Annotated in this window: 30 protein-coding genes; 20 read left to right on the forward strand and 10 right to left on the reverse strand. The window is 75.1% G+C overall.

Features of this window, described 5'->3' with window-relative positions:
• Positions 1-15: 15 nt before the first annotated feature.
• Positions 16-399: a VOC family protein gene (locus tag UXQ13_RS14590; protein ID WP_225233035.1), complete on the reverse strand. Its 384-nt coding sequence runs from the start codon at positions 397-399 to the stop codon at positions 16-18.
• A 276-nt stretch (positions 400-675) separates the two neighbouring features.
• On the opposite strand from UXQ13_RS14590, the gene UXQ13_RS14595 reads away from it, so the two are divergent.
• Complete coding sequence (locus tag UXQ13_RS14595) at positions 676-1,893, forward strand: HNH endonuclease (RefSeq protein WP_225233034.1); 1,218 nt, start codon at positions 676-678, stop codon at positions 1,891-1,893.
• A 77-nt stretch (positions 1,894-1,970) separates the two neighbouring features.
• Here UXQ13_RS14595 and UXQ13_RS14600 read toward each other — a convergent pair whose 3' ends face one another.
• The 4 genes from UXQ13_RS14600 to UXQ13_RS14615 all read right to left on the reverse strand — a co-directional run bounded on the left by UXQ13_RS14600 (position 1,971) and on the right by UXQ13_RS14615 (position 4,208).
• The gene (locus UXQ13_RS14600) at positions 1,971-2,342 is read right to left on the reverse strand and encodes an Imm1 family immunity protein (protein ID WP_336392476.1); all 372 of its coding nucleotides are present in this window, start codon (positions 2,340-2,342) and stop codon (positions 1,971-1,973) included.
• A 20-nt stretch (positions 2,343-2,362) separates the two neighbouring features.
• Positions 2,363-2,662, reverse strand: a complete 300-nt coding sequence (locus tag UXQ13_RS14605) for a hypothetical protein (RefSeq protein ID WP_336392477.1) — start codon at positions 2,660-2,662, stop codon at positions 2,363-2,365.
• Positions 2,663-3,147: 485 nt separating this feature from the next.
• A complete protein-coding gene (locus tag UXQ13_RS14610; protein ID WP_225233031.1) occupies positions 3,148-3,990 on the reverse strand; it encodes an aminotransferase class IV in 843 nt (280 codons plus the stop codon).
• 14 nt (positions 3,991-4,004) lie between these two features.
• Positions 4,005-4,208, reverse strand: a complete 204-nt coding sequence (locus UXQ13_RS14615; protein WP_225233030.1) for a zinc-ribbon domain-containing protein — start codon at positions 4,206-4,208, stop codon at positions 4,005-4,007.
• Between the two features lie 34 nt (positions 4,209-4,242).
• On the opposite strand from UXQ13_RS14615, the gene UXQ13_RS14620 reads away from it, so the two are divergent.
• From UXQ13_RS14620 to UXQ13_RS14660, 9 genes are all read left to right on the forward strand, one after another.
• Positions 4,243-5,205, forward strand: a complete 963-nt coding sequence (locus UXQ13_RS14620; protein ID WP_225233029.1) for a hypothetical protein — start codon at positions 4,243-4,245, stop codon at positions 5,203-5,205.
• A 9-nt stretch (positions 5,206-5,214) separates the two neighbouring features.
• Positions 5,215-5,679 carry a Fur family transcriptional regulator gene (locus UXQ13_RS14625; RefSeq protein WP_225233028.1) on the forward strand — a complete coding sequence of 155 codons (465 nt, stop codon included), beginning with the start codon at positions 5,215-5,217 and terminating at the stop codon, positions 5,677-5,679.
• Between the two features lies 1 nt (position 5,680).
• Positions 5,681-6,784, forward strand: a complete 1,104-nt coding sequence (gene ygfZ, locus UXQ13_RS14630; RefSeq protein ID WP_225233027.1) for a CAF17-like 4Fe-4S cluster assembly/insertion protein YgfZ — start codon at positions 5,681-5,683, stop codon at positions 6,782-6,784.
• Entirely contained in the window at positions 6,781-7,650 is an 870-nt protein-coding gene (locus UXQ13_RS14635) for a beta-keto acid cleavage family enzyme (protein WP_225233026.1), read from the forward strand. Before ygfZ ends, UXQ13_RS14635 begins: the two co-directional genes overlap by 4 nt.
• Positions 7,647-8,204: an RsiG family protein gene (locus UXQ13_RS14640; RefSeq protein WP_225233025.1), complete on the forward strand. Its 558-nt coding sequence runs from the start codon at positions 7,647-7,649 to the stop codon at positions 8,202-8,204. Before UXQ13_RS14635 ends, UXQ13_RS14640 begins: the two co-directional genes overlap by 4 nt.
• 19 nt (positions 8,205-8,223) lie before the next feature.
• The gene (locus UXQ13_RS14645) at positions 8,224-9,162 is read left to right on the forward strand and encodes an asparaginase (RefSeq protein ID WP_336392487.1); all 939 of its coding nucleotides are present in this window, start codon (positions 8,224-8,226) and stop codon (positions 9,160-9,162) included.
• A gap of 109 nt (positions 9,163-9,271) precedes the next feature.
• On the forward strand, positions 9,272-9,733 hold the full coding sequence (locus UXQ13_RS14650) for a helix-turn-helix domain-containing protein (protein WP_225233024.1): 462 nt from the start codon (positions 9,272-9,274) through the stop codon (positions 9,731-9,733).
• Complete coding sequence (locus UXQ13_RS14655; protein ID WP_336392478.1) at positions 9,730-10,644, forward strand: hypothetical protein; 915 nt, start codon at positions 9,730-9,732, stop codon at positions 10,642-10,644. Before UXQ13_RS14650 ends, UXQ13_RS14655 begins: the two co-directional genes overlap by 4 nt.
• A gap of 77 nt (positions 10,645-10,721) precedes the next feature.
• Positions 10,722-11,009, forward strand: coding sequence for a DUF2516 family protein (locus tag UXQ13_RS14660; RefSeq protein WP_225233022.1), 288 nt, complete (start codon positions 10,722-10,724; stop codon positions 11,007-11,009).
• Positions 11,010-11,021: 12 nt separating this feature from the next.
• On the opposite strand, the gene UXQ13_RS14665 is transcribed toward UXQ13_RS14660, so the two are convergent.
• Genes UXQ13_RS14665 through UXQ13_RS14675 form a run of 3 tightly spaced genes read right to left on the reverse strand, consistent with a single transcriptional unit; the run spans position 11,022 to position 12,976 of the window.
• Complete coding sequence (locus UXQ13_RS14665) at positions 11,022-11,216, reverse strand: PspC domain-containing protein (protein WP_225233021.1); 195 nt, start codon at positions 11,214-11,216, stop codon at positions 11,022-11,024.
• A gap of 42 nt (positions 11,217-11,258) precedes the next feature.
• The gene (locus UXQ13_RS14670; RefSeq protein ID WP_225233020.1) at positions 11,259-12,131 is read right to left on the reverse strand and encodes a spermidine synthase; all 873 of its coding nucleotides are present in this window, start codon (positions 12,129-12,131) and stop codon (positions 11,259-11,261) included.
• Positions 12,128-12,976, reverse strand: a complete 849-nt coding sequence (locus tag UXQ13_RS14675) for a class I SAM-dependent methyltransferase (protein WP_336392479.1) — start codon at positions 12,974-12,976, stop codon at positions 12,128-12,130. The genes UXQ13_RS14670 and UXQ13_RS14675 overlap by 4 nt, the downstream gene beginning before the upstream one ends.
• 39 nt (positions 12,977-13,015) lie before the next feature.
• Here UXQ13_RS14675 and UXQ13_RS14680 point away from each other — a divergent pair, with 39 nt between their 5' ends.
• Positions 13,016-14,020 carry a UDP-N-acetylmuramate dehydrogenase gene (locus UXQ13_RS14680; RefSeq protein WP_225233018.1) on the forward strand — a complete coding sequence of 335 codons (1,005 nt, stop codon included), beginning with the start codon at positions 13,016-13,018 and terminating at the stop codon, positions 14,018-14,020.
• 21 nt (positions 14,021-14,041) lie between these two features.
• Here UXQ13_RS14680 and UXQ13_RS14685 read toward each other — a convergent pair whose 3' ends face one another.
• Positions 14,042-14,812 (reverse strand): SDR family oxidoreductase, encoded by a 771-nt coding sequence (locus UXQ13_RS14685; protein ID WP_225233017.1) that lies wholly within the window; start codon positions 14,810-14,812, stop codon positions 14,042-14,044.
• Positions 14,813-14,952: 140 nt separating this feature from the next.
• Here UXQ13_RS14685 and mshA point away from each other — a divergent pair, with 140 nt between their 5' ends.
• The 9 genes from mshA to UXQ13_RS14730 all read left to right on the forward strand — a co-directional run bounded on the left by mshA (position 14,953) and on the right by UXQ13_RS14730 (position 21,480).
• Entirely contained in the window at positions 14,953-16,248 is a 1,296-nt protein-coding gene (gene mshA / locus UXQ13_RS14690; protein ID WP_263639362.1) for a D-inositol-3-phosphate glycosyltransferase, read from the forward strand.
• On the forward strand, positions 16,245-16,739 hold the full coding sequence (locus UXQ13_RS14695) for a type III secretion system chaperone family protein (RefSeq protein WP_336392480.1): 495 nt from the start codon (positions 16,245-16,247) through the stop codon (positions 16,737-16,739). The genes mshA and UXQ13_RS14695 overlap by 4 nt, the downstream gene beginning before the upstream one ends.
• Positions 16,736-18,247: a DHA2 family efflux MFS transporter permease subunit gene (locus tag UXQ13_RS14700; RefSeq protein WP_336392481.1), complete on the forward strand. Its 1,512-nt coding sequence runs from the start codon at positions 16,736-16,738 to the stop codon at positions 18,245-18,247. The genes UXQ13_RS14695 and UXQ13_RS14700 overlap by 4 nt, the downstream gene beginning before the upstream one ends.
• 78 nt (positions 18,248-18,325) lie before the next feature.
• Positions 18,326-18,664, forward strand: a complete 339-nt coding sequence (locus UXQ13_RS14705) for an ArsR/SmtB family transcription factor (RefSeq protein WP_225233014.1) — start codon at positions 18,326-18,328, stop codon at positions 18,662-18,664.
• On the forward strand, positions 18,661-19,155 hold the full coding sequence (locus UXQ13_RS14710) for an SRPBCC domain-containing protein (protein WP_225233013.1): 495 nt from the start codon (positions 18,661-18,663) through the stop codon (positions 19,153-19,155). The genes UXQ13_RS14705 and UXQ13_RS14710 overlap by 4 nt, the downstream gene beginning before the upstream one ends.
• Entirely contained in the window at positions 19,152-19,691 is a 540-nt protein-coding gene (locus UXQ13_RS14715) for a TIGR03086 family metal-binding protein (protein ID WP_225233012.1), read from the forward strand. Before UXQ13_RS14710 ends, UXQ13_RS14715 begins: the two co-directional genes overlap by 4 nt.
• Positions 19,692-19,774: 83 nt before the next feature.
• Positions 19,775-20,398, forward strand: coding sequence for a hypothetical protein (locus UXQ13_RS14720; protein ID WP_225233011.1), 624 nt, complete (start codon positions 19,775-19,777; stop codon positions 20,396-20,398).
• 10 nt (positions 20,399-20,408) lie between these two features.
• Positions 20,409-20,708, forward strand: a complete 300-nt coding sequence (locus UXQ13_RS14725; protein ID WP_225233010.1) for a hypothetical protein — start codon at positions 20,409-20,411, stop codon at positions 20,706-20,708.
• A gap of 13 nt (positions 20,709-20,721) precedes the next feature.
• On the forward strand, positions 20,722-21,480 hold the full coding sequence (locus UXQ13_RS14730; protein ID WP_318249968.1) for a phosphoglyceromutase: 759 nt from the start codon (positions 20,722-20,724) through the stop codon (positions 21,478-21,480).
• A 64-nt stretch (positions 21,481-21,544) separates the two neighbouring features.
• Here UXQ13_RS14730 and phoU read toward each other — a convergent pair whose 3' ends face one another.
• A complete protein-coding gene (phoU, locus tag UXQ13_RS14735; protein WP_336392482.1) occupies positions 21,545-22,207 on the reverse strand; it encodes a phosphate signaling complex protein PhoU in 663 nt (220 codons plus the stop codon).
• Between the last annotated feature and the right edge of the window lie 58 nt (positions 22,208-22,265).

Raw genomic sequence — 22,265 nt, forward strand, 5'->3', positions numbered from 1 at the left:
TCGTCCCCGGTGCGCTCAGGGGTGCCGGAGGTCGACCCCTGCCGGCTCCCAGAGCTGGACGGCGTTGCCCTCGGGGTCCGCCAGGTCGGCGAACCGGCCGTTGGGGTAGGGGGTCGGGTCCACCACGACCTCGACCCCGTGGCCGCGCACCTGGGCGACCATCGCGTCGAGGTCGGCGACCCGGAAGGTGACCGCGAACGTGCCGTTCGAGCGCTGCAGGTGCTCGGCGTCGCGGGGCATCGGCGCGACCACGGTGGGGCCGGCCAGTTGCCACCAGCTGGGATGCTCGTAGGACTCCGGGGCGGGGTCGACCCCGAGCGTCGTGGCGTACCACTGCGCGAGTGCGCCGGGGTCGGTCGCGGCGAAGAAGAAGCCGCCGATGCCGGTGACCTTCTCCATGTCGTCCTCCTCGCCGGTGGCGCCTGGTCCAGCTTCCGCCGTCTGTCGGCTCTCGGGCCTCGCTGAGCAGCAGGACCGGTGCGACGGGGACGGTCCGCGCAACAGTCGTCCTGTCCGTTCCCGGTGGTCAACCTGCGACCTCGGTGGCGGGACCGTGTCGGGCAGCCCGGGGGGCCGGCCTTTCCCGATCAATTGGCCTCTGATCTGCAGGTTCGTCTTGCGGACCAGTCCCGCTTGGGTTACTATTCGTACAGGTGTTCGACTGGAGGAGGTGTGGTGAGCGAGCTACGTTCCGCTGTCGACGCGCTCGCCGCCGACGACCTGCACGAGCTGCGCGACGGCCAGCTCCTCGACCGCACCGCGGAGATCTCGCAGACGATCAACCGGTTGCAGGCCGAGCTGGTGCGCACCGTGCGGCACGCCGACGTGGTCGGGGCCGCCGAGCACGACGGACTCCGCACGATGCAGTCGGTGCTGCGCGGGCACCACCACCTCTCGCCGGGCGCGGCAGCTGCGGTGGTGCGGGCCGGCCGGGCTCTGGAGCACCTGCCCCGGCTCGAGTCCGCCTTCGCCGACGGCGCGGTGACCGCCGCGCAGGTGGGCATCGTCGCGGACGGTCTGAGGCCCGGCGACGTCGCCGCGGCCGAGGAGCAGGGCATCGACCTGGACGCCTTCGATGAGGCCTGGACCGAGGTCGCACGCACCCTGCCGCACGCGAAGCTGGGGACGGCGGTGCAGGCCTTCCGCAACGCCCTGGACCCCGACGGCCCGGAACCCGACCCCACCGAGCAGCGGCGGCTGACGATCACCCGGCACCACGACGGCAGCGGGTCGGGCCGGTTCGACCTCGACGCGGTCGGCCTGGAGAAGGTGGCCGCGGTGATCGAGTCGATGGTGCAGGCCGACCGGCCGCGCGGCGACCTGCGGAACCGGGCGCAGCAGCAGGGCGACGCGCTGGTCCAGTGGGCCGACAACACCCTCGCCGCCGGAGCGCTGCCGTTCCTGCGCACCGTCAAGCCGCACGTGGTGGTGACCGTCGACCTCGAGGACCTGGTCGACCCCGTCGCCGGCCACGACACCGCCACCACCGGCTTCGGCGCCCGCATCTCGGCCGCCCGCGCCCGCTGGGTCGCCTGCGACTCCGCGGTCACCCGGATCGTGATGGGCCCCGACGGGCTGCCGCTGGACGTCGGCCGGACCAAGCGCGTCGTCCCGCCGCACATCCGACGTGCCGTCGAGCAGCGCGACGGTCACTGCGTCTTCGCCGGCTGCCACGCCCCGACGCACTGGTGCGATGTCCACCACCTCGCCGAGTGGGTGCTCGACCAGGGCGACACCAGCCTGGACAACTCCGCGCTGCTCTGCGAGCGCCACCACACGAAGGTGCACCACGGGTTCCGGGTGACGAAGGACGACGACGCCCCACCTGGGCAGCGATGGCGCACCCACCGCCCCGACGGCACCGAAATCATTATCGGACCGCTGCTGACCTGACCTGACCTGACCTGACCTGACCTGACCTGACCTGACCTGACCTGGCCTGACCGGTCCGGTGTGGTGGTGCGCGGGGCTCAGTTCTCCTCCCACCCGATCTCGGGCGCCAGGCTGCCCGTGGTCAGGAAGGCCGCGGCGGCGGCCACGGCGGCGTCGAGTCCGAGGACGACCCGACTGGGGTAGTTCCCGGGCTGACCGCCGGCGACGAGCTCTACCTCGTCCTCGCCGGCCCGGTCCGTCCCCAGCGCGGTCCAGCAGCGCCCGGGCCCCAGATCGGCGTACACGATCAGGCCACGAGCCGCCGAGCCCCCGACGACGAGGTCACCGTCCGCGCGGTGGACGGTGACGAGGCTCCACCGCGCACCGTCCAACCGCTCGATCGCTGCGGTCAGGTCGGTCGTCGTCGGGGCCGACAACGGGTCCCGATCACCGTCGCCGTCCCACGTCATGGTCACGTCCGTGCCGGTGCTCACCGGATCGCGTACAGCAGCGCATCCGCGCGGTCACGGCTCAGCCGGTAGGGATCGTCGTTCTCCGGCCGGTCGGCGACCAGGTCGTCGTCGAGGTAGTCGGCGAGGGCGCGGGCGTCGTCCGTCCGGTCCGTCTCCTGCAACCACGGTCGGTAGCCGGGCAGCTCACCCCGGGCCGACATGTCCGCCAGCACGACGACGTCGACGAACCCCTCGGCGTACGAGCTGGTGTCGTCCTCGGCCACCCACAGCGCCGTGAGCACGGCGCCGGCCCGCAGCAGCACCTGTGCGCTGTCCATGTCCTGCTCGACCGTCAGCCACGTGGCGTAGTCGGCGACCGCCTGCCACTGCGCCTGGACGTCGGCGCCGTCCTCCCGGGACGGGAACGCTCCTGCAGCGCCCGGGCGCGCACCGGTTCCTCGAGGCGTTCCACCGCGCAGTCCAGGGCTGCGGGCTGCGACCAGAACCGCCGTTCCTCCTCGGCGTCCCACGTCCCCGTGCCCGTCGGCGCCAGCAGGTCGTCCTGCCCCGTGGTGCTGAGCTCCCAGCACCGCCGGAAGGCGTCGGACCCCTCGGCCACGCTCCCCCCGGTCGGCGCGCGACGGACCCACGCCACCACCGCGACGACCACCGTCACCAGGACCACGGCGACCACCAGTCCGGACACCAGCACCCGTCGCCGGCGACGGCGTGGGGCGGTGGACTGCTCGCTCGTGGACGGTCCGGGCACATCTGCTCCTCGGCGGGGCGGCACGACGGGGACGGCCGGTGACGACCGCTGATCTCAGCGGGCGAGCAGCTCCTGCACCCGGGCAGTCAGGCCGGCGTCGCCGCGGGCCACGCCGTCCAGCGACGTCACCGGCGCGGCGCCGCGGATGCCGGACAGCAGCCAGACGGCGTCCGCGGCGTGCAGGTCGGCGACCGTCCCGGCGGTGACCGCGGTCGGCCAGTCGTCGGCCTCCGCGGCGGCGAACAGCCGGGCCTGGGTGGTGCCGGCCAGGATGCCGCTGTCCAGCGGCGGGGTGTGCAGCACGCCGTCGGCGGCCCAGACGACCGTGGACGTCGGGCCCTCCAGCAGCCGGCCCTCCGCCGAGGTGAACACCACGTCGTCGGCGCCGACCGCGTGCGCGTGCCGCTGCGCGGCCATGTTGACCGCGTACGACAGCGTCTTCGCCCCGCCCAGCAGCCACGGCGCCGAGGCCCGCACGTCGGCGGCCAGCCCGTAGGTCAGCGCGACCACGGCGACCCCGTCGGCGCGCTGGCGCAGCACGTCCGGCGCCACCTCGGCCAGCAGGGCCAGCGCGGTCGGCGAGGTGCCGTCCCCGCGGGTGAGGAACAGCCGGCACACGCCCTCGACCTCGGCCGGCCAGCCGTCCACGGCCGCGGCGACCAGCTCCCGCCAGGTCGCGTCGTCGACCGGGGGCAGGTCCAGCAGACCGGTGGAGCACTGCAGCCGCGCCAGGTGGTCGGCCAGCCGGGGCGTCGCGCCGCCGACCACGAGCACCGACTCGAACACGCCGTCCCCGCGGGCCAGCCCGGCGTCGAACGCCGTCACCACCGGCTGGTCGGCCGGCACCCTGACCGCCGCGCCGTCCCGCCAGACCGCCACCGCACGCCGTCCGTCCACGGGCCCAGCCTGCCTCACACCACCACCGCGGTGCCGCAGATCGTGCAGATCTCCAGCTGCTGCCGCTTCCAGCGCACCAGCGGCACGAAGAACACCGTGAACTGCTTGTACTGCTTCACCCGCGCCCACACCGTCGTGTTGCCGCACCGCGGGCACGTGCGCGTCGAGCCGGGACCGAGGTCCTTCTGCTTGCTGCCGAACCCGAAGAGGAAGAACACCCACCCGACCCTAGGAGCGCACTACCGTCCCGGCATGGCGGACGACGTCCTCACCTGGCTCCTGGACAGCGACCCGGCCCTGCGCTGGCAGGTCGAGCGCGACCTCGCCGGCGAACCCGAGCCGGTCTGGCGGGCGACGCGGGCCCGGGTGGCCACCGAGGGCTGGGGCGCCCGGCTGCTCGCGCTGCAGGACCCCGACGGCCAGTGGGCCGGCGGCGCGTTCTTCCCGAAGGTGGACGGCGAGGTGCAGTGGCCGGCCGAGGGCGAGGGCCAGCCCTGGACGGCGACCACCTGGTCGCTGGCCGCCCTGCGCGACTGGGGCTGCGACCCCGCGGCGCTCGCCGACACCGCCGACCGCTTGGCCCAGAACTGCACCTGGGAGTACGACGACCTGCCGTACTGGGGCGGCGAGGTCGACGTCTGCATCAACGCGAACACCCTGGCCTCCGGCGTCTGGCTCGGGGTCGACGTCGAGGCCCTGGCCGCCTGGTTCCCCGCGCACCAGCTGGACGACGGCGGCTGGAACTGCGAGTGGGTCGAGGGCACCACCCGCTCGTCGGTGCACTCCACGCTGAACGCCGTCCGCGGCCTGCTCGCCGACGAGGTGGCGACCGGCGGCAGCGACGAGCTGCGGGCGGCCCGGCACCGCGGCGAGGAGCACCTCCTGGCGCGCCGGCTGACCCGGCGGCTGTCCAGCGGCGCGATGCTCGAGCCGTGCCTGGTCCCGCCGACCGCGCCCTCCCGCTGGCGGTACGACGTGCTGCGCGCCCTGGACCACCTGCGCTCGGCCTCCCTGCTCGACGGCACCGACCCCGACCCGCGGGCCGCCGACGCTGTCGAGCTGCTGCGCGCCGGCCGGCAGCCCGACGGTCGCTGGCTGCAGGGGCCGGTCCAGCCCGGTGCGGTCTGGTTCCCCGTCGACGTGCCCGAGGGGGAGCCCTCGCGGTGGGTGACGCTGGGTGCTCGACGGGTCCTGGCCTGGTGGGACCGGGCCTAGGCTCGCCCCGTGACCGACCACAGCCACGAGCCCGCGACGGCGCCCCCGCTGGCCGCGCAGCTGCGGGCCCGCGGGCTGCGGCTGACCACCCAGCGGCAGCGCGTGCTGGCCGCGGTCGGCGCGCTCGAGCACGGGACGCCGGAGGAGATCGGGTCCTGGCTCAAGGAGCAGGCCGGCCCGGACGGCGCCGCCCCCGACACCTCGACGGTCTACCGGAACCTCGAGCTGCTGGAGAAGCTGGGCCTGGTCTGGCACACCCACCTCGGCAAGGGCGCGCCGGTCTACCACGCCGCCCAGCACCCGCACCTGCACGTCGTCTGCTCCGGCTGCGGCCGGATCGACTCGGTCGACCCCGCGGTGATGGACGGCGTCGCGGAACGTCTGGCCGCCGACCTGGGTTACACCCTCGACGTGGGCCACGTGGCGCTGTCCGGCACCTGCCGGGACTGCCGTGCGGCCGGATCGGAGTCCTGAGGTGCCATCCCCCCTGCTGTCCCGCCCCGCCGCCGTCGCCGCCGAGGGCGGTGAGGTCGCCGCGCACTACGGCGAACCGCTGCCCGAGCAGCGCCGTGCCGCCGAGGGCGTCGTGCTGGTCGACCGCAGCGACCGCGACGTCGTCGCCGTCCCGGGGCCCGACCGGCTGACCTGGCTGCACAGCCTGCTCAGCCAGCACCTCGAGCGGCTGCCCGACGGCGCCGGCACCGAGGCGCTCGTGCTCTCCCCGCAGGGCCACGTCGAGCACCACGTCGTGGTCGCCGAGCTGGCCGGCACCACGTGGCTGGACACCGAGCCCGGCACGGGCGCGGCGCTGGCCGGCTGGCTGGACCGGATGCGGTTCATGTTCCGCGTCGAGCCCGCGCTGGTCACCGAGGCGTGGGCCGTGCTCACCCTGGTCGGGCCGCGCACCGACGAGGTGCTGACCGCCGCCGGCCTGCCGGTCCCGGCCGCGCCGTACGAGGTGCTCGCGACCGACGGCGGCTGGGTCCGCCGGATGCCCCCGCTCGGGGACGGCGTGCCGACCGTGGACCTGCTGGTGCCGCGCGCCGAGCTCGACGCCCGGGCCGACACCCTCCTGGCCGGGGGGGCGGTGCTCGCCGGGGTCGACGCCCTGGCCGCCCTCGCCGTCGAGGCGCACCGCCCGCGGCTGGGCACCGACTCCGACCACCGCACCATCCCGAACGAGACGCCCTGGCTGCAGACGGCGGTGCACCTGGAGAAGGGCTGCTACCGCGGCCAGGAGACCGTCGCCCGGGTGCACAACCTGGGCCGTCCGCCGCGCCGGCTGGTGCTGGTGCACCTGGACGGCATGGAGGAGCACCTGCCCGAGCCCGGGACGCCGGTCACCGCCGGCACCCGCGAGGTCGGCCGGCTGGGCACCGTCGTCCGGCACCACGAGCTGGGCGTCGTCGGCCTGGCGCTGGTCAAGTCGGCCACCCTGGAGAAGGGCGCGGCCGACCTCCGGGTCGGCGGCAGCGTCGCCGTCGTCGACCCCGACGACCTGGTCGTCACCACCGACGACACGGTCGCGGCGGCCCGGGAGCGCGTGCGGGCGGTCCGGTCTGCGACGATCGGTCGGTGACCACGGGGACGGCGACGCGAGGGACCCGCGCAGGGACGCTCATCACGCTGGCCCCCACCGGGGCCGAGTCGGCCAAGGCCGACGTCCCCGCGCTGCCGGTCTCCGTCGACGAGGTGGTCTCCACCGCCCGCGACTGCGAGGCGCTCGGCGCCGCCGTCGTCCACCTGCACGTCCGCGACCTCGACACCCGGCCCACGCTGGACCTGGTGCGGGTGCGCGAGGTCGTCGACGCCGTCCGGCAGTCCACCGACCTCGTCGTCCAGCTGTCCTCGGGCGGCGCAGTCACCGACCCGCTGGCCGACCGGGTCGCCGTGCTCGACGCCGAGCCGGACGCCGCCTCGCTCTCGCTGGGCACGGTCAACTTCGGCCGCGACGTCTTCAGCAACCCGTGGGACCTGATCGTCGAGCTGCACACCCAGATGCGCGACCGCGGCATCGTCCCCGAGTACGAGGCCTTCGACCTGGGCCACCTGGCCACGCTGTCCCGGCTGCTCGACCGGCACGGCCTGCCGCACGGCGGGCACGTGCACGTCGACCTGGTCATGGGCGTCCCCGGCGGCATGCCCGGCACCACCGGCGCGCTGGCCGCCTGCCTGCCCGCGATCGACCCGTCCTGGACCTTCGCCGCGACCGGGGTCGGCAGGACCTCGCTTCCGGTGATGCTGGCCGCGCTGTCGGCCGGCGGGCACCTGCGGGTCGGCATGGAGGACACGCTGACCTACGCCCCCGGCGAGCCGGTGCGGGACAACGCCCAGCTCGTCGCCCGCGCCGCCGGCCTGGCCCGGATCGCCCAACGACCCGCCCTGACCACCACCGAGGCCCGCGAGCTGCTGGGCATCCGCGCACCCCAGGAGGCATCCCGATGACCGCTCCGTCCTCAGCCGGTGGCACCGCCGTCGACACCCTGCTCGCCCCGGCCTTCCTCGAGGGCATCGAGCAGCGCGGCATGCTCGACGTCCGCGCCCTGCGCCGGCAGGCCGAGCAGTCCGAGGTCGACCTCTCCTACACCCGGCGCCTGCTGCAGGGCCGGCTGGACATCGTCCGCCGGGAGCTGCAGCGCCGCGCCGAGCACGACGGCCGCTCGCTGGTCGACCTGCTGCCCGAGATCCTCTCGGAGAAGGGCCGCGGCCCGGCGCACGGCCTGGGCCGGCACCAGACGGTGCAGCCCAGCGACCCGGTCGCCCTCGAGCACTGGGTGAACTCGCTGGCCCCCGGCGTCGACCTCTCCGACATCGCCGACCTGCCCGACGACCAGCTCGAGACCGCCGCGCGCGCCCTGGCCGCCGGCGAGCGCGGGCTGTCCGAGCGGCGCCGCGGCGTGCAGGACGTCATGGACTCCCTGGCCGGCGAGCTGGGCCGCCGCTACCGCGACGGCGAGGCCGACGTCGCCCAGCTCCTCGCCGCGGAGGGTCGCCATTAACTTCCCGGACAACCCTGTCCTGGTCGAGGTCTGGCGGTCGGGCTTCTTCGAGTCGGCCCACCGCGGGTCGCTGGTCGTGCTGGACGCCGACGGTGCCGTGACCCACGCGGTCGGCGCGGTGGACGTGCCGACGCTGCCGCGCTCGTCGAACAAGCCCGTGCAGGCCACCACCTACCTGGACGCCGGGTGGGTGCCGCGGTCGACGCAGGAGCTGGCCATCGCCGCCGGCTCGCACTCCGGGGAGCCCGGGCACGTCGAGCTCGCGCTGGCGATGCTGGCCGCGGCCGGTCTCGGCCCCGACGACCTCGGCTGTCCCGCCGCGCTGCCCTCCGACGAGCGGGAGCGGGCCACCTGGCTGGTCGAGGGCCGCGCGCCGGCCCGCGAGGCGATGAACTGCTCGGGCAAGCACGCCGCGATGCTGTCGGCCTGCGTCGCCGCGGGCTGGCCCACGCAGGGCTACCTGGACCGCGCGCACCCGCTGCAGCAGGCCATCGAGGCCCGCCTGGGCGAGGCCGGCGGCGAGCCGGTGAGCGCCGTCGTCGTCGACGGGTGCGGTGCCCCGCAGCACGCGCTGTCGGTGACCGCGCTGGCCCGCGGCGTCCTGTCGCTGGTGCAGGCCGAGCCGGGCACGGCCGGTCGCTCGGTCGCCGACGCGGTGCGGGCCCACCCGTGGCTGGTCGCCGGCACCGGCAAGGACGACACCCTGCTGATGGGCGCGGTGCCCGGCTTGCTCATGAAGGGTGGTGCGGACGGCGTGCACGTCGCCGCCCTCCCCGGCGTCGGCGCGGTCGCGCTCAAGCTGGACGACGGCGGCGACCGCGGTCGGATGCCCGCGCTGTGCGCCGGGCTGGCCCGCCTGGGCGTCGACGCCGAGCTGCTGGCGCCGTTCGCGGTGACCCCGGTGAGCGGTGGCGACGGCGTGGTCGGCGAGGTCCGGCCGTCCGCCGCACTGGTCTGAGCGGAGTCGCTGCGCATCGTTCCCCGAGCGCTGCGACTCCATGAGCGGTTCGTCACACTGCTAGCACCTGTGCTTGCAGGAGCTAGCACCCTGGGTTAGCGTCGTCGGTGTGCAGAACCCGTCGGAGATCGTCAGCTCGGTCCGCGAGAGCGTGACCAGTGCCGTCGAGTCCGCCGCTGCCGAGGCGACCACCGTGTCGACCGCGGTCAGCTCCCAGGTGGGCGACTTCATCCGCACCCAGCGCAACGCCGCCCAGGTGTCGTTGCGCGAGCTGGCCCGCACCGCCGGGGTCAGCAACCCCTACCTCTCGCAGGTGGAGCGGGGACTGCGCAAGCCGTCGGCGGAGATCCTGGCCCAGATCGCCCGGGGCCTGAAGATCTCGGCCGAGACGCTCTACGAGCAGGCCGGGATCCTGGACCGCCGGTCCGGCACGCCCGACACGGTCACCGCGATCCGGTCGGACCCGGCGCTGAGCGAGCGGCACAAGAACGTGCTGCTGGACCTCTACGAGTCGCTGGCCAGCACCCCCGTCACCCCCACCCCGCAGACCTCCCAGGAGGAGTCCCCATGAGCACCACCGAGACCCGCGACCGCACCAAGAAGCGCGCCGCCCGCACCGCCGACGACGCCCGGCTGACCGCGAAGTCCGCCACCGACCTGGTCGTCGAGGCCGGTCGCACCGGGGTGCTGGCCGCCATCGGCGCCGGCGACGTCGCCGTCGGCACCGTCCGCTCGGTGCTGGGCACCGTCCGCAGCAAGGCCGAGGCCCTGCCGGGCGAGGCCCAGGTGCAGGCCGACCTGGCCGCCAAGGAGGTCCGCACCCGGGCCGAGGGCGCCCGCGACAAGGCGTTCTCCGCCGTGAGCCAGGCCCGCGGCAAGGCCGAGGTCGCCGCGGACCGCGCCCAGGGTGCTGCCCGCCCCGAGGCCGTCAAGGGCACCGTCGCCGAGGTGCGCGGCACCGTCGTCGGCCTGGCCGAGGCCGTCCGCCAGCAGGCGCTCAGCACCGTCTCCGGTCTCGCCGCCCGCGGCGAGGAGGTCGTCGAGGACCTGCGCCGCCAGCCCGGCTTCCGCTCCGTCGTGAGCCGCGCCGAGCGCTCGGTCGACGCCGTCGAGGACGCCCTCGAGGACGTCCTGGACACCGCCGACGAGACCGTCGCCGCGGCGTCGGACAAGGCCACCTCGGTCGCCCAGAAGGCCAAGAGCCAGACCAGCAAGGCCGCCGCCGAGGCCAAGGACGAGGTCCGCACCGAGGCGCGCAGCACCAAGCGCACCGTGCGCTCGACCACCGGACCCAAGGCCACCGCCCCCAAGGCCCCGGCCAAGCGCACCGCGCGGAAGCCCGCGGCCGGGCGGACCTCGCCCCTGGTGCCCCCGGCCAAGAGCGCTGCGGCGAAGGACACCGCGCCGTCGGCCAGCAGCACCGCCCCCTCGGCGTCCAGCAACGCGCCGTCGGCCAGCAGCTCGGCGCCCTCCTCGAACTGAGGAGACCCGCCCCGCCGTCAGGGCCCGCAGCCTCGCGCTGCGGGCCCTGACGCGTGTCCGCGGTCTACCCTGGCGCCATGCCGGCCTTCGACAACGCCCTGTTCGCGGTCATCACCTATGCCGTGCTCGGGCTGGGGGCCTGGGCCACCGTCGACGCGATCATCCGGCCGGCCGCCGGCTACGTCGCCGCCGGCAAGCTGAGCAAGCCCGCCTGGGTGGCCATCACCGCCATCGCGACGCTGGTCGTCTACGGCATGGGCGTGATGTCGTTCCTGGGCCTGCCGGCGATCGTCGGGATCATCGTCTACCTGGTCGACGTCCGGCCGGCGCTGCGTGGCCTGCAGTCGGGCAACAGCAGCTGGTGACCCACCCGCGGCTCAGCCGCGGGGCATGACCGCCCACAGCACCAGGTAGGCGATGAACTGCGGCCCCGGCAGGACGCAGGAGACCACGAAGGCCACCCGGACGACGGTGCGCGAGAGGCCGAAGCGCCGGGCCAGCCCGGAGCACACCCCCGCCACGACCTTGTGCTGGGTGTCGCGGGAGAATCTGCGGGACGCCGGAGAGGTCATGGCTACACCGTAAGGCGACTGCCTGGACGGTGCCTGGGCAGATCAGGCGAAGATGCCCGCCGGCGGCTCGGGCGAGGGCACGGCGGTCGCGTCGGCCACCGGCAGCGCCGTCCCGACGAACGCGGTGAGGTCGACCCCCGCCACGACCCGGGACGGCATCGGGTCCCCGGCGCAGCGCCGGGTCAGCGCGGCGACCGGCAGCTCGGCGTCCGACGCCACCGCCACTGTGTTGCCGTGCCGGCGCCCGCGCAGCGTGCCGGGCTCGGCGACCAGCAGTACGTGGCCGAACACCGCGGCCAGGGTGGCCGCCTGCGTGCGCAGGAAGCGCAGCGGCGGTCCGTCGGAGACGTTCCACGCGGTCACCCCGCCCGGGCGCAGCACCCGGGCGACCTGGCCGGCGAACTCCGTGCTGGTCAGGTGCGCCGGCGTGCGGGCACCGGCGAAGACGTCGACCAGGACGACGTCCGCGCTCGCGTCGGGCAACGCCTCCAGCCCGGCCCGGGCGTCGGCCGCCCGGACCCGGATGCGCGCGCCCTTCGGCAGCGGCAGGTGCTCCCGGACCAGCTCGGTCAGCGGCTCGTCGAGCTCGACCACCCGCTGGCGCGAGCCCGGCCGGGTCACCGCGACGTAGCGCGGCAGGGTCAGCGCGCCGCCGCCGAGGTGGACGACGTCCAGCGGCACACCCTCGTCGGCGGCCAGGTCGACGACGTGGCCCATCCGGCGCACGTACTCGAACTCCAGGTGCTCGGGCTCGTCCAGGTCGACGTGGGACTGCGGGACGCCGTCGAGCATCAGCACGAAGGAGCGGTCCCGGTCGGCGTCGCCGAGGATCTCGGCCACCCCGCCGGCGGTCGGCACCCGACCGGGGAGCAGCGGGTGCTCGGGGCCGCTGGTCCGGCGCTCGCGTCGGCTCACGACGGCGCGACCGCCGACCAGCGCACGGTCACCTCGCCGTGCCGCCAGCGCCGGCTGGACCCGACCAGCGGCCAGCCCTGCGCGGCCATCGCCTCGACCGCGGCCACCCAGCGCTGCCGCGGGCCGAACGTCGACAGCCCGGCCGCGGCGGCCCAGCAGGCGTCGAGGGCGGTCAGGAAGGCGTGCACCGGCTGGCCGGGCACGTTGTGGTGGATCAGCGCCTTGGGCAGCCGCTCGGCCAGGTCGGAGGGCCGGTCGATGTCCGAGGGCCGGACGGCGAGGGTCAGGGTGAGCGGCCCGGAGTCGTCCAGCGCCACCCAGCACGCCCGCCGTCCCCACTCGTCGCAGGTGCCCTCGACCAGCAGGCCGCCGGGGCCCAGGGCGGCGCACATCGTCGTCCAGGCGCGGGCGGCGGACTCCTCGTCGTACTGGCGCAGCACGTTGAACGCGCGGACCAGGACCGGGGACAGCCCGGCCAGCTCGAACCCGCCGAGCCGGAAGTCCACCCGGGGCGGGTCCCGGTCGTCGGCCACGGAGGCGACCCGGTCGGGGTCGATCTCCAGCCCGACGACCTCCAGGCCGGTGACCTCGGACCCCAGGCGGTCGACCAGCTCCAGGGTGGTCACCGCCGACGCGCCGTAGCCCAGGTCCACCACGAGCGGGCGGGCGGCGTCGCGCAGGCGGGGGACCTGGGTCGCCACCAGCCAGCGGTCCACCCGGCGCAGGCGGTTGGCGTTCGTCGTCCCGCGGGTCGGCAGGCCCAGCGCGCGGGCCCGGCCGGCGGCCAGCCGGGGTTGCTTGCGGGTGGGGGGCAGCACCGCCTTGCGGGAGTGGTCGCTGCTCACCGGTCCGGAGGGTAGTCGCGCGGCGGTTAGCGTGGAGCCGTGCAGGTGCATCAGGGAACCCGACTGGCCGAGTTGACCACGCTGGCGGTGGGCGGACCCGTGGACCGGCTGGTCGAGGTGCACGACGCCGACGAGCTGGTCGCCGCCGTCCGCGACGCCGACGCCGCCGGCCGGCCGCTGCTGGTGCTCGGCGGTGGGTCCAACGTGGTCGCCCCCGACGCCGGGTGGCCCGGGGACGTCGTCGCCGTCCGGTCCCGGGGCGTGGTCCGCACCGGGGACGCCGTGCAGGTGCAGGCCGGCGAGCCGTGGGACGACCTGGTGGCGCACACCGTCGCGCAGGAGCTCGCCGGCATGGAGGCGCTCAGCGGCATCCCGGGCAGCACCGGGGCGACGCCCGTGCAGAACGTGGGCGCCTACGGCCAGGAGGTCGCGCAGACCATCACCGCCGTCCAGGTCCTCGACCGCCGCGACGGCTCGGTGCGCACGCTGACCCCCGTCGAGTGCGGCTTCGGCTACCGGGACTCCGCGCTCAAGCAGCACCCCGGGGTGTTCGTCGTCCTCACCGTGACGTTCGGGCTGCAGTCCTCGCCGCTGTCGATGCCGGTCGGCTACGCCGAGCTCGCCCGCCGGCTCGGCGTCGAGGTGGGGGAGCGGGCGCCGCTGGCCGACGTCCGGGCCGCCGTCCTCGAGCTGCGCCGGGGCAAGGGCATGGTGCTGGACCCCGCCGACCCCGACTCCCGCAGCGCCGGGTCGTTCTTCACCAACCCGGTGGTGCCGGCCTCGATGGCCGTGGAGGGCTGCCCCAGCTGGCCGGCCGGCGACGACGTGAAGCTGTCGGCGGCGTGGCTGGTGCAGCACGCCGGGTTCGGCCGCGGCACCCGGCAGGGCCACGTCGGGACGTCGTCCCGGCACTCGCTGGCGCTCACCACCGAGCCGGGTGCGACGGCCGACGAGCTGCTCGCCTTCGCGGGGAAGGTCGTGGACGCCGTCCGGGACCGCTTCGGCGTGACGCTGGTCCCCGAACCCACCGCCGTCCGACCCTGAGGCCGCGCTCGAGCCCGCCGCTCAGGACTCGCGGTGCACCTTGTGCTGGGCGGCCTGGGCGCGCGGGCGGACCACCATGAGGTCGATGTTGACGTGGTGCGGCCGGGTGACCGCCCAGGCGATGCAGTCGGCGACGTCGTCGGCGACCAGGGGCTCGCGGACGCCCTCGTAGACCTTGGCGGCCTTCGCGGCGTCGCCGGTGCGGTTGAGCGCGAACTCGTCGGTCTTCACCATGCCGGGGGCGATCTCCACGATCCGCACCGGCTCGGCGACCAGCTCCAGCCGCAGGGTCTCCGCCAGGGTGTGCACGCCGTGCTTGGCCGCGGTGTAGCTCGCCCCGCCCTCGTAGCTGACCAGGCCCGCGGTCGACCCGACGAAGACGACGTCGCCGGCGCCCGACGCCCGCAGGGCCGGCAGCAGGGCCTTGGTCACCCGAACGCTGCCCAGCACGTTGACCTCGAAGGACCGGGTCCAGGAGTCCAGGTCTGCGTCGGCCACCGGTGCCGCGTCGAAGGCGCCGCCGGCGTTGTTGACCAGCACGTCCACCCGGTCCAGCGAGGCGACCAGCGCGGCCACCGAGTCGGCGTCGGTCACGTCGAGCTCGACCGCGCGGCCGCCGATCTCCCCGGCGAGCTCGGTCAGCCGGTCCATCCGCCGGGCCCCGAGGACCACGGAGAAGCCGTCGGCGGCGAGCCGGCGGGCGGTCGCGGCGCCGATCCCGCTGGACGCGCCGGTGACGACGGCCACACGTCCGTCGCCGGGGAAGGGGAGGGCTCGAGTCTCGGCAGGCATGGGCCCAGTCTGCTGGTGCAGGATGGGGTGTCGCAGAGGTGCCCGCCGGGGGCGCCCGGCGGGGAGGAGTCGACGTGCCTGCTCGGCGCCCGCTCCGCCCTGTGGGCCCCTGGCACCCCCGCCCGCCGCAGGTCCGCCGGGTGGCCACGCTCAGCGTGCACACCAGCCCGCTGGACCAGCCCGGGGCCGGGGACGCCGGCGGCATGAACGTCTACGTCGTCGAGGTGTCCCGCCGGCTGGCCGCCCGGGGCATCGCGGTGGAGATCTTCACCCGGGCGACGTCGTCGGACCTGCCGCCGGTCGTGGAGATGGTGCCCGGGGTGACCGTGCGGCACGTGTCCGCCGGACCCTTCGAGGGCCTGGGCAAGGACGACCTGCCCGCCCAGCTGTGCGCCTTCACCGCCGCCGTGCTGCGCGAGGAGGCCCGGCACGAACCCGGCTTCTACGACGTGCTGCACAGCCACTACTGGCTCTCCGGGCAGGTCGGCTGGCTGGCCCGGGACCGCTGGGGCGTGCCGCTGGTGCACTCGGCGCACACCCTGGCCAAGGTCAAGAACGCCGCGCTGGCCGAGGGCGACGCCCCCGAGCCCATGGCCCGGGTCATCGGCGAGGAGCAGGTGGTCGCCGAGGCCGACCGGCTGATCGCCAACACCGTCGAGGAGGCCCGCCAGCTCGTCCGCTGGTACGACGCCGACCCGGCGCGCACCCTCGTCGTCCCGCCCGGGGTGGACCTGGAGCGGTTCACCGACCGCCGGGACCGGGCCGCCGCGCGCCGGGCGGTCGGCGTGGCCGACGACGCCCTGGTGCTGCTGTTCGTCGGCCGGATCCAGCCGCTCAAGGCCCCCGACGTCCTCCTGCATGCCGCGGCCCGGCTGCTGGCCGACGAGCCCGCGCTGCGCGCCAGGCTGCAGGTGCTGGTCGTCGGCGCCCCCAGCGGCAGCGGGCTGGCCGAGCCGCGCCAACTGCAGGAGCTCGCCGTCTCCCTCGGGATCGCCGACGTCGTCCGGTTCGTGCCGCCGCAGGGCCCGGCGGCCCTGGCCGACCACTACCGGGCCGCCGACGTCGCGGTCGTGCCCAGCCACAACGAGTCCTTCGGCCTGGTCGCCCTGGAGGCGCAGGCCTGCGGCACCCCGGTGGTCGCCGCCGCCGTCGGCGGGCTGCCCACGGCCGTCGCCGACGGGGTCTCCGGCGTGCTGGTCGACGGGCACGACCCGGCCGACTACGCCGCCGCCATCCGCAAGGTCGTCGAGCAGCGCGAGGTGCTGTCCGTCGGTGCCCGCCAGCACGCGGAGTGCTTCAGCTGGGACCGCACCGCCGGGTCCCTGGTCGAGGCCTACACGGCGGCCATGGGCGAGATGCGGGCCGTGGTCCGCTCGCCCCGGGACCGGGTGCGCGACGCCGTCCGGGCGTTCTCGGTCGGGGGGACGGCGCGGTGAGCGTGCTGCCCGAGCTCGAGGCCCTCGTGGACGCCGCGCTGCGCGACGCCGAGCTGGTCTACGAGCACCCGGCGCCGGGGCGGTTCCTGGTCGACCTGCCCGGCACGAACAAGCTCAAGACGGTCTGCGGGCTGGTGCTGGGCGAGCACGGTCTGCGGATCGAGGCGTTCGTCTGCCGCCAGCCCGACGAGAACCGCGAGCAGCTGTGGACCTGGCTGCTGCAGCACAACGCGCGGATGTACGGCGTGTCCTACTCCATCGACACCGCCGGAGACGTCTACCTGACCGGTCGGCTGTCGGCCGCAGCGGTCACCGCCGAGGAGATCGACCGGCTGCTCGGTGCGGTGCTCAGCTACGCCGACGACCACTTCAACACGATGCTGGAGATCGGGTTCGGCACCTCGATCCGTCGGGAGTGGGCCTGGCGGGTCAAGCGGGGGGAGTCCCTGCGCAACCTCGAGGCCTTCGCGGACTTCGTCGAGCGCGGGTGACCGAGGCGGCCCCACCGGGCTACCGGCGGCGCTGGTGGGTGCTGACCACCATGATCGTCTGCCTGCTCGTGGTGATCATGGGCAACACGGTGCTCAACGTCGCCCTGCCCACCCTGCAGCGCGACCTGTCGGCCACCCAGAGCCAGCTGCAGTGGGCCATCGACGCCTACATCCTGGTCTTCGCCGGCCTGCTGTTCAGCTGGGGCGTGATCGGCGACCGGATCGGCCGCCGCCGGGCGCTGCTGATCGGGCTGGGCATCTTCTCGCTGGGCTCGGTGCTCGCCGCGTTCTCCGGGTCGGCGCAGGAGCTGATCGCCTGGCGTGCGCTGATGGGGGTCGGTGGTGCCGCGGTGCAGCCGGCCACCCTGGCGGTGATCAGCAACGTCTTCCCGGCCGGCGAGCGCAGCCGGGCCATCGGTATCTGGGCCGGCGCCGCCGGCATCGGCATCGCGGGTGGCCCGCTGGCCGGTGGCCTGGTGCTGGAGCACTTCTGGTGGGGTGCGGTGTTCCTGCTGGGCATCCCGGTGGCCGCGGTCGGCGCCGTCGGCTGCGTGACCCTGGTGCCGGAGTCCCGGGACCCGGCGCCGGGCCGGCTCGACGTCCCCGGGGTGCTGCTGTCCATCGCCGGGCTGGGCTCGCTGGTCTTCGGCATCATCCGCGGCGGCGAGGGGGTCGGCTGGACGACGCCCGGCGTGCTCGTGCCGTTGCTGGGCGGCGTCGTCCTGCTGGTGGCGTTCGTCTGGTGGCAGCGGCGGACGACGCACCCCGCGCTGGACGTCTCGCTGTTCCGGCTGCCGGCGTTCTCCGCCTCGGCCGCCGCGCTGGCGCTGAACTTCTTCGCCCTGCAGGGCGCCACGTTCTACCTCGTCTACTACCTGCAGGGCGTGCTCGGGTTCTCCCCGCTGCAGTCCGGGGCGACCCTGGTGCCGATGGCGGTGGCCATCGCGCTGGCCTCGCCGCGGGCGTCGGTGCTGGCCGACCGGTTCGGCGCCAAGCTGGTGTGCGCGGCCGGCTTCGGGCTGATGGCCTCGGCGTTCGCGGCCAACCAGCTGCTGGACACCGACCCGCCGATCTGGCTGGTGCTCGTCGTCCTCTTCGTGCAGGGGCTGGGCCTCGGGGCGGTGCTGGCGCCGGCGACCGAGTCGATCATGAGCGTGGTGCCGCGGGAGAAGGCCGGCGCCGGGGGAGCGGTGAACAACACCGTCCGCCAGGTGGGCGGCGCGCTCGGCGTGGCCATCCTGGGGTCGCTGGTGGCCGGGGTCTACGCAGCGCGGCTGGGCGATGCCGTGGACGTGCTGCCCGCCGACGCCCGCGAGCAGGCCCGGCAGTCGGTGGTGGCGACGCTGGAGGCGGTGCGGTTGGCCGGCGCCGGCGCGCAGGGGCTGGTCGACCCGGCGCGGCAGGCGTTCGTGGAGGCCATGCACGTCACCGCGGTCGGGACGGCGGCCTCGGCGGTGGTCGCGGCCGTCGTGTGCCTCGTCTGGCTGCCCGGCCGCCGCCGTCCCTGATCGGCAACCACATGGTTGACGACCGGCGCCTCGCGGGCTAACGTCTTCTGCAACCGAACGGTTGAGGACGGAGGGGTGATGGCCGACCAGCTCTCCCGGGTGTTCGCCGCCCTGGCCGACCCCACCCGGCGCGACATGGTCGCCCGGTTGACCGTCGCCGACGCCACGGTGGGCGAGCTCGCGGCCCCCTACGACGTCAGCACCCAGGCCGTCTCCAAGCACCTCAAGGTGCTCGAGGGTGCCGGCCTGGTCACCCGCGGCCGTGCGGCGCAGACCCGCCCGGTCCACCTGGAGGCCGAGGTGCTGGACCTGATGACCGCCTGGATCGAGCGCTACCGGCGCCGGGCCGAGGAGCGCTACACCCGCCTGGACGCCGTCCTGGCCGAGCTCGACACCACCGAGGAGGACCTGTCGTGACCACCACCGCCCCGCAGGCGACCATCGCCGCCGACGCGGCGCTGCCGCTGATCCGCATCACCCGCGACTTCCGCGGCACCGTCGCGCAGCTGATGCGCGCCCACCTGGACCCCGAGCTGTTCGCCCGCTGGGTGGGCCCGAACGGCATGGACACCCGGGTCGACCGCTGGGACGCCCGGGACGGCGGCGAGTGGCGCTACGTCGCCGGCCGGGACGGCGAGGAGTACGCCTTCCGGGGCTGCTTCCACCGGATCGGCACCGACACGATCGTGCAGACCTTCACCTGGGAGGGCATGCCGGAGGACGTCTCGCTGGAGACGCTGCGCTTCGAGGACCTGGGGGAGGGGCGCACCCGGCTGCACGCGCAGTCGCTGGTCGACTCCTTCGAGGGCCGCGACGCCTGGCTGCGCAGCGGCATGGAGATCGGCGTCGACCAGGGCTACGCCAAGCTCGACGCGCTGCTGCTCGACGCGCCGCTGGTGCAGGCGTGAGCGCCGCGGACCGGCACGCCCGGATCGCCGGCCGCTTCGGCGCGGTGGTCGGCGGGGTCACCGACTGGACCGCACCGGCCCCGGTCGAGGGCTGGACGGCGGCCGAGGTCGTCGGCCACCTGGTCGAGTGGCTGCCCGCGCTGCTGGCCGCCGACGACATCACCCTGGCCGTCGACCGCACCGGGGACCCCGCGGAGGACTGGACCCGGCACGCGACCGCCGTCCAGGCACTGCTGGCCTCGCCGCGGGCGGCCGAGCCGTTCACCCACCAGCACCTGGGCACGCTGCCCCTGGGTGACGCGGTCGACCGGTTCTACACGACCGACGTGCTCTTCCACACCTGGGACCTGGCCACGGCCAGCGGTCAGGAGTCGGGCCTGGACGAGGCGGAGTGCGCCGAGCTGCTGGCCGGCATGCAGCCGATGGACGAGATGCTGCGCCAGTCCGGCCAGTACGGGCCCAAGGTCGCCGTGCCCGACGACGCACCGGCCGTCGACCGGCTGATGGGCTTCCTGGGGCGCGACCCCGGACGGTGAACCGGGGTGGCCCGACGGCGATCGGCCACGTACAAACGGTGGGGGTCGTCCACCACCGCGGCCGTCACCGACGAGGAGGACCGATGGCCGCCCGGAACCGCCGACCGCTGCTGCGCGCCACCCTCGGGGCGCACCTCGCCGGCGAGGTCGATCCGATCGCCACCACCGAGGCCGCCCGGGGGGTGGCCTACGCCCTGGTCGACCGGGCCCGCGCCACCGATGACCCCGAGGTCACCCGGCGGCTGGTCACCCTGGCCGACGACCAGGGCCTGGACGAGCTGGCCGAGCTGTGGGCCGACGCCCCGGCGATCTCCCTGCCCGGTGCGCTGTGGCGGCTGTACCTGCTGCGGGCCTGGGTGCAGCGTGACCCGGTCTCGGCGGCCCGTCAGTTCGAGGCCGGCCGCGGGCGCGTGCTGCCCCGCGAGGTGGTCGCCGGCCTGGCCGACCCGCCGGGCCCCGACGGCGTGCGCGACCTCGCCGACGCCGTGCTGACCGGGGTTTTCGAGGGCGACCTGGACGTCGCGCTGGACCGCGCCGCTGCCTTCTGCTGGGTCGTCGCGGGCGGCCGCGCCGCGCACGCCGACGAGCTGGACGACGTCGACGGCGAGCAGGCCGACCGGGTGACCCGCACCGGCCACGCGCTGGCCCGCACGGCCGACCAGCTCGCCGCAGCGGCCCGCCGCTGGCGGGCGGGCACGCTCACCTGAGGGCTGCACCGTGGCCGACGAGACCGAGCTGCGGGGGCGCACCCGGGCGCTGACCGGGGTCGTGCTCGCCTCCGCGCTGGTCTACCCGCTGCTGGCCTGCGCGGTGCAGCTCGCCTTCGCCCAGTTCCTCACCGGGGACGTGGGCGCGGCGGTCGGCTGGGGGACCGCGACGGTCGCGCTGTGCGTGGCCGTGGTGGCGGTGATCCGGTGGAGCACCGGCCGCCGGGTGCGCAGCCCCTGGTTGCTGGCCGGGCTGGGCCCGCCGCTGCTCCTGGAGCTCTGGCTGGCCTGGCCCCTGCTCGCCGGCTGAGCCGTCGGGCAGGATGGACGACGTGACCGGAACTCTGGTGCTCCTCCGCCACGGCGAGAGCGAGTGGAACAAGGCCAACCTCTTCACCGGCTGGGTCGACGTGTCCCTGTCCGAGAAGGGCCGCGCCGAGGCGACGCGGGGTGGTGAGCTGCTGGCCGCCGAGGGGCTGCTGCCCGACGTGCTGCACACCTCGCTGCTCAAGCGGGCGATCACCACCGCCGAGCTGGCGCTGGCCGCGGCCGACCGGCAGTGGATCCCGGTGACCCGCTCCTGGCGGCTCAACGAGCGGCACTACGGCGCCCTGCAGGGCAAGGACAAGGCCGCCACCCTCGCCGAGTACGGCGAGGAGCAGTTCATGACCTGGCGGCGCAGCTACGCCACCCCGCCGCCGCCGATCGCCGCCGACGACGAGTACAGCCAGGACGCCGACCCGCGCTACGCGTTCCTGCCGCCGGAGGCCCGGCCGGCCACCGAGTGCCTGGCCGACGTCGTCGTCCGGATGCTGCCGTACTGGTACGACGCGATCGTGCCGGACCTGCGGTCCGGCAAGACGGTGCTGGTCACCGCGCACGGCAACAGCCTGCGGGCGCTGGTGAAGCACCTGGACGGCATGGGCGACGACGAGGTGGTCGGGCTGAACATCCCCACCGGCGTCCCGCTGCGCTACGACCTGGACGACGACCTGGTCCCCACGAACCCCGGTGGCCGGTACCTGGACCCCGAGGCGGCCGCCGAGGCCATCAAGGCAGTGGCGGCCCAGGGCAAGAAGTGAAGGACCCCTGACGACGAAGGGCCCCGGGACGACGTCCCGGGGCCCTTCGTTGTGGTGCGGTGCGCTAGCTGGCGACGGCGACCGGGAGGGGGCGCTCGCCGGTGACCAGGTAGACCACCCGGCGGGCGACGCTGACCGCGTGGTCGGCGAAGCGCTCGTAGTACCGGCCCAGCAGGGTGATGTCGATGGCCGACTCGATGCCGTGCGGCCAGTCGTTGCCCAGCAGCTCGCGGAACAGCTGCTGGTGGTTGCGGTCCATGAGGTCGTCCTCGGCCTCGAGCTGGACGGCGGCCTCGATGTCGCGCTTGGCGATGATCGTGCCGGCCTGGGCGACCAGGCTCTCGGCGATGTGGCCCATGTCCAGGAAGACCGGGCGGACCTCCTGCGGCACCGCGTGGTCCGGGAAGCGCATCCGGGCGACCTTGGCGATGTGCTGGGCCAGGTCGCCCATCCGCTCCAGGTCCTGCACCGTGGCCATCGCGGTGGTGATCGCCCGCAGGTCGGTGGCCACCGGGGCCTGCCGCGCGAGCAGCGTGAAGCAGCGCTCGTCGACGTTCTCCCGCACCCGGTCGATGTGCTGGTCCCCGGCGATGACCAGGTCGGCCAGGGCCACGTCGGCGTCCAGCAGGGCCGTGGTGGCCTTGCTCATCGCCGAGCCGACGGAGTTGGTCATCTCCACCAGGCACGTGTTGATGTCGTCGAGTTCTTCCCGGTAGCTGTCGCGCACGGTTCCCCTCCAGGTCTGCCGGGCGGGCGGGCCCGGGGCAGACGGCGTCGTCGGGCGC

The organism is Klenkia terrae (genome assembly GCF_037083865.1).
GTDB lineage: Bacteria > Actinomycetota > Actinomycetes > Mycobacteriales > Geodermatophilaceae > Klenkia > Klenkia terrae.

What these genes read in the sequence shown, in the direction of transcription:
- UXQ13_RS14590 (WP_225233035.1), bottom strand. Translation starts at nt 399, where the DNA reads ATGGAGAAGGTCACCGGCATCGGCGGCTTCTTCTTCGCCGCGACCGAC.
- UXQ13_RS14600 (WP_336392476.1), bottom strand. Translation starts at nt 2,342, where the DNA reads ATGACGTGGGACGGCGACGGTGATCGGGACCCGTTGTCGGCCCCGACG.
- UXQ13_RS14605 (WP_336392477.1), bottom strand. Translation starts at nt 2,662, where the DNA reads ATGGACAGCGCACAGGTGCTGCTGCGGGCCGGCGCCGTGCTCACGGCG.
- UXQ13_RS14620 (WP_225233029.1), top strand. Translation starts at nt 4,243, where the DNA reads ATGGCGGACGACGTCCTCACCTGGCTCCTGGACAGCGACCCGGCCCTG.
- UXQ13_RS14640 (WP_225233025.1), top strand. Translation starts at nt 7,647, where the DNA reads ATGACCGCTCCGTCCTCAGCCGGTGGCACCGCCGTCGACACCCTGCTC.
- UXQ13_RS14655 (WP_336392478.1), top strand. Translation starts at nt 9,730, where the DNA reads ATGAGCACCACCGAGACCCGCGACCGCACCAAGAAGCGCGCCGCCCGC.
- UXQ13_RS14660 (WP_225233022.1), top strand. Translation starts at nt 10,722, where the DNA reads ATGCCGGCCTTCGACAACGCCCTGTTCGCGGTCATCACCTATGCCGTG.
- UXQ13_RS14665 (WP_225233021.1), bottom strand. Translation starts at nt 11,216, where the DNA reads ATGACCTCTCCGGCGTCCCGCAGATTCTCCCGCGACACCCAGCACAAG.
- UXQ13_RS14685 (WP_225233017.1), bottom strand. Translation starts at nt 14,812, where the DNA reads ATGCCTGCCGAGACTCGAGCCCTCCCCTTCCCCGGCGACGGACGTGTG.
- UXQ13_RS14705 (WP_225233014.1), top strand. Translation starts at nt 18,326, where the DNA reads ATGGCCGACCAGCTCTCCCGGGTGTTCGCCGCCCTGGCCGACCCCACC.
- UXQ13_RS14720 (WP_225233011.1), top strand. Translation starts at nt 19,775, where the DNA reads ATGGCCGCCCGGAACCGCCGACCGCTGCTGCGCGCCACCCTCGGGGCG.
- UXQ13_RS14730 (WP_318249968.1), top strand. Translation starts at nt 20,722, where the DNA reads ATGGACGACGTGACCGGAACTCTGGTGCTCCTCCGCCACGGCGAGAGC.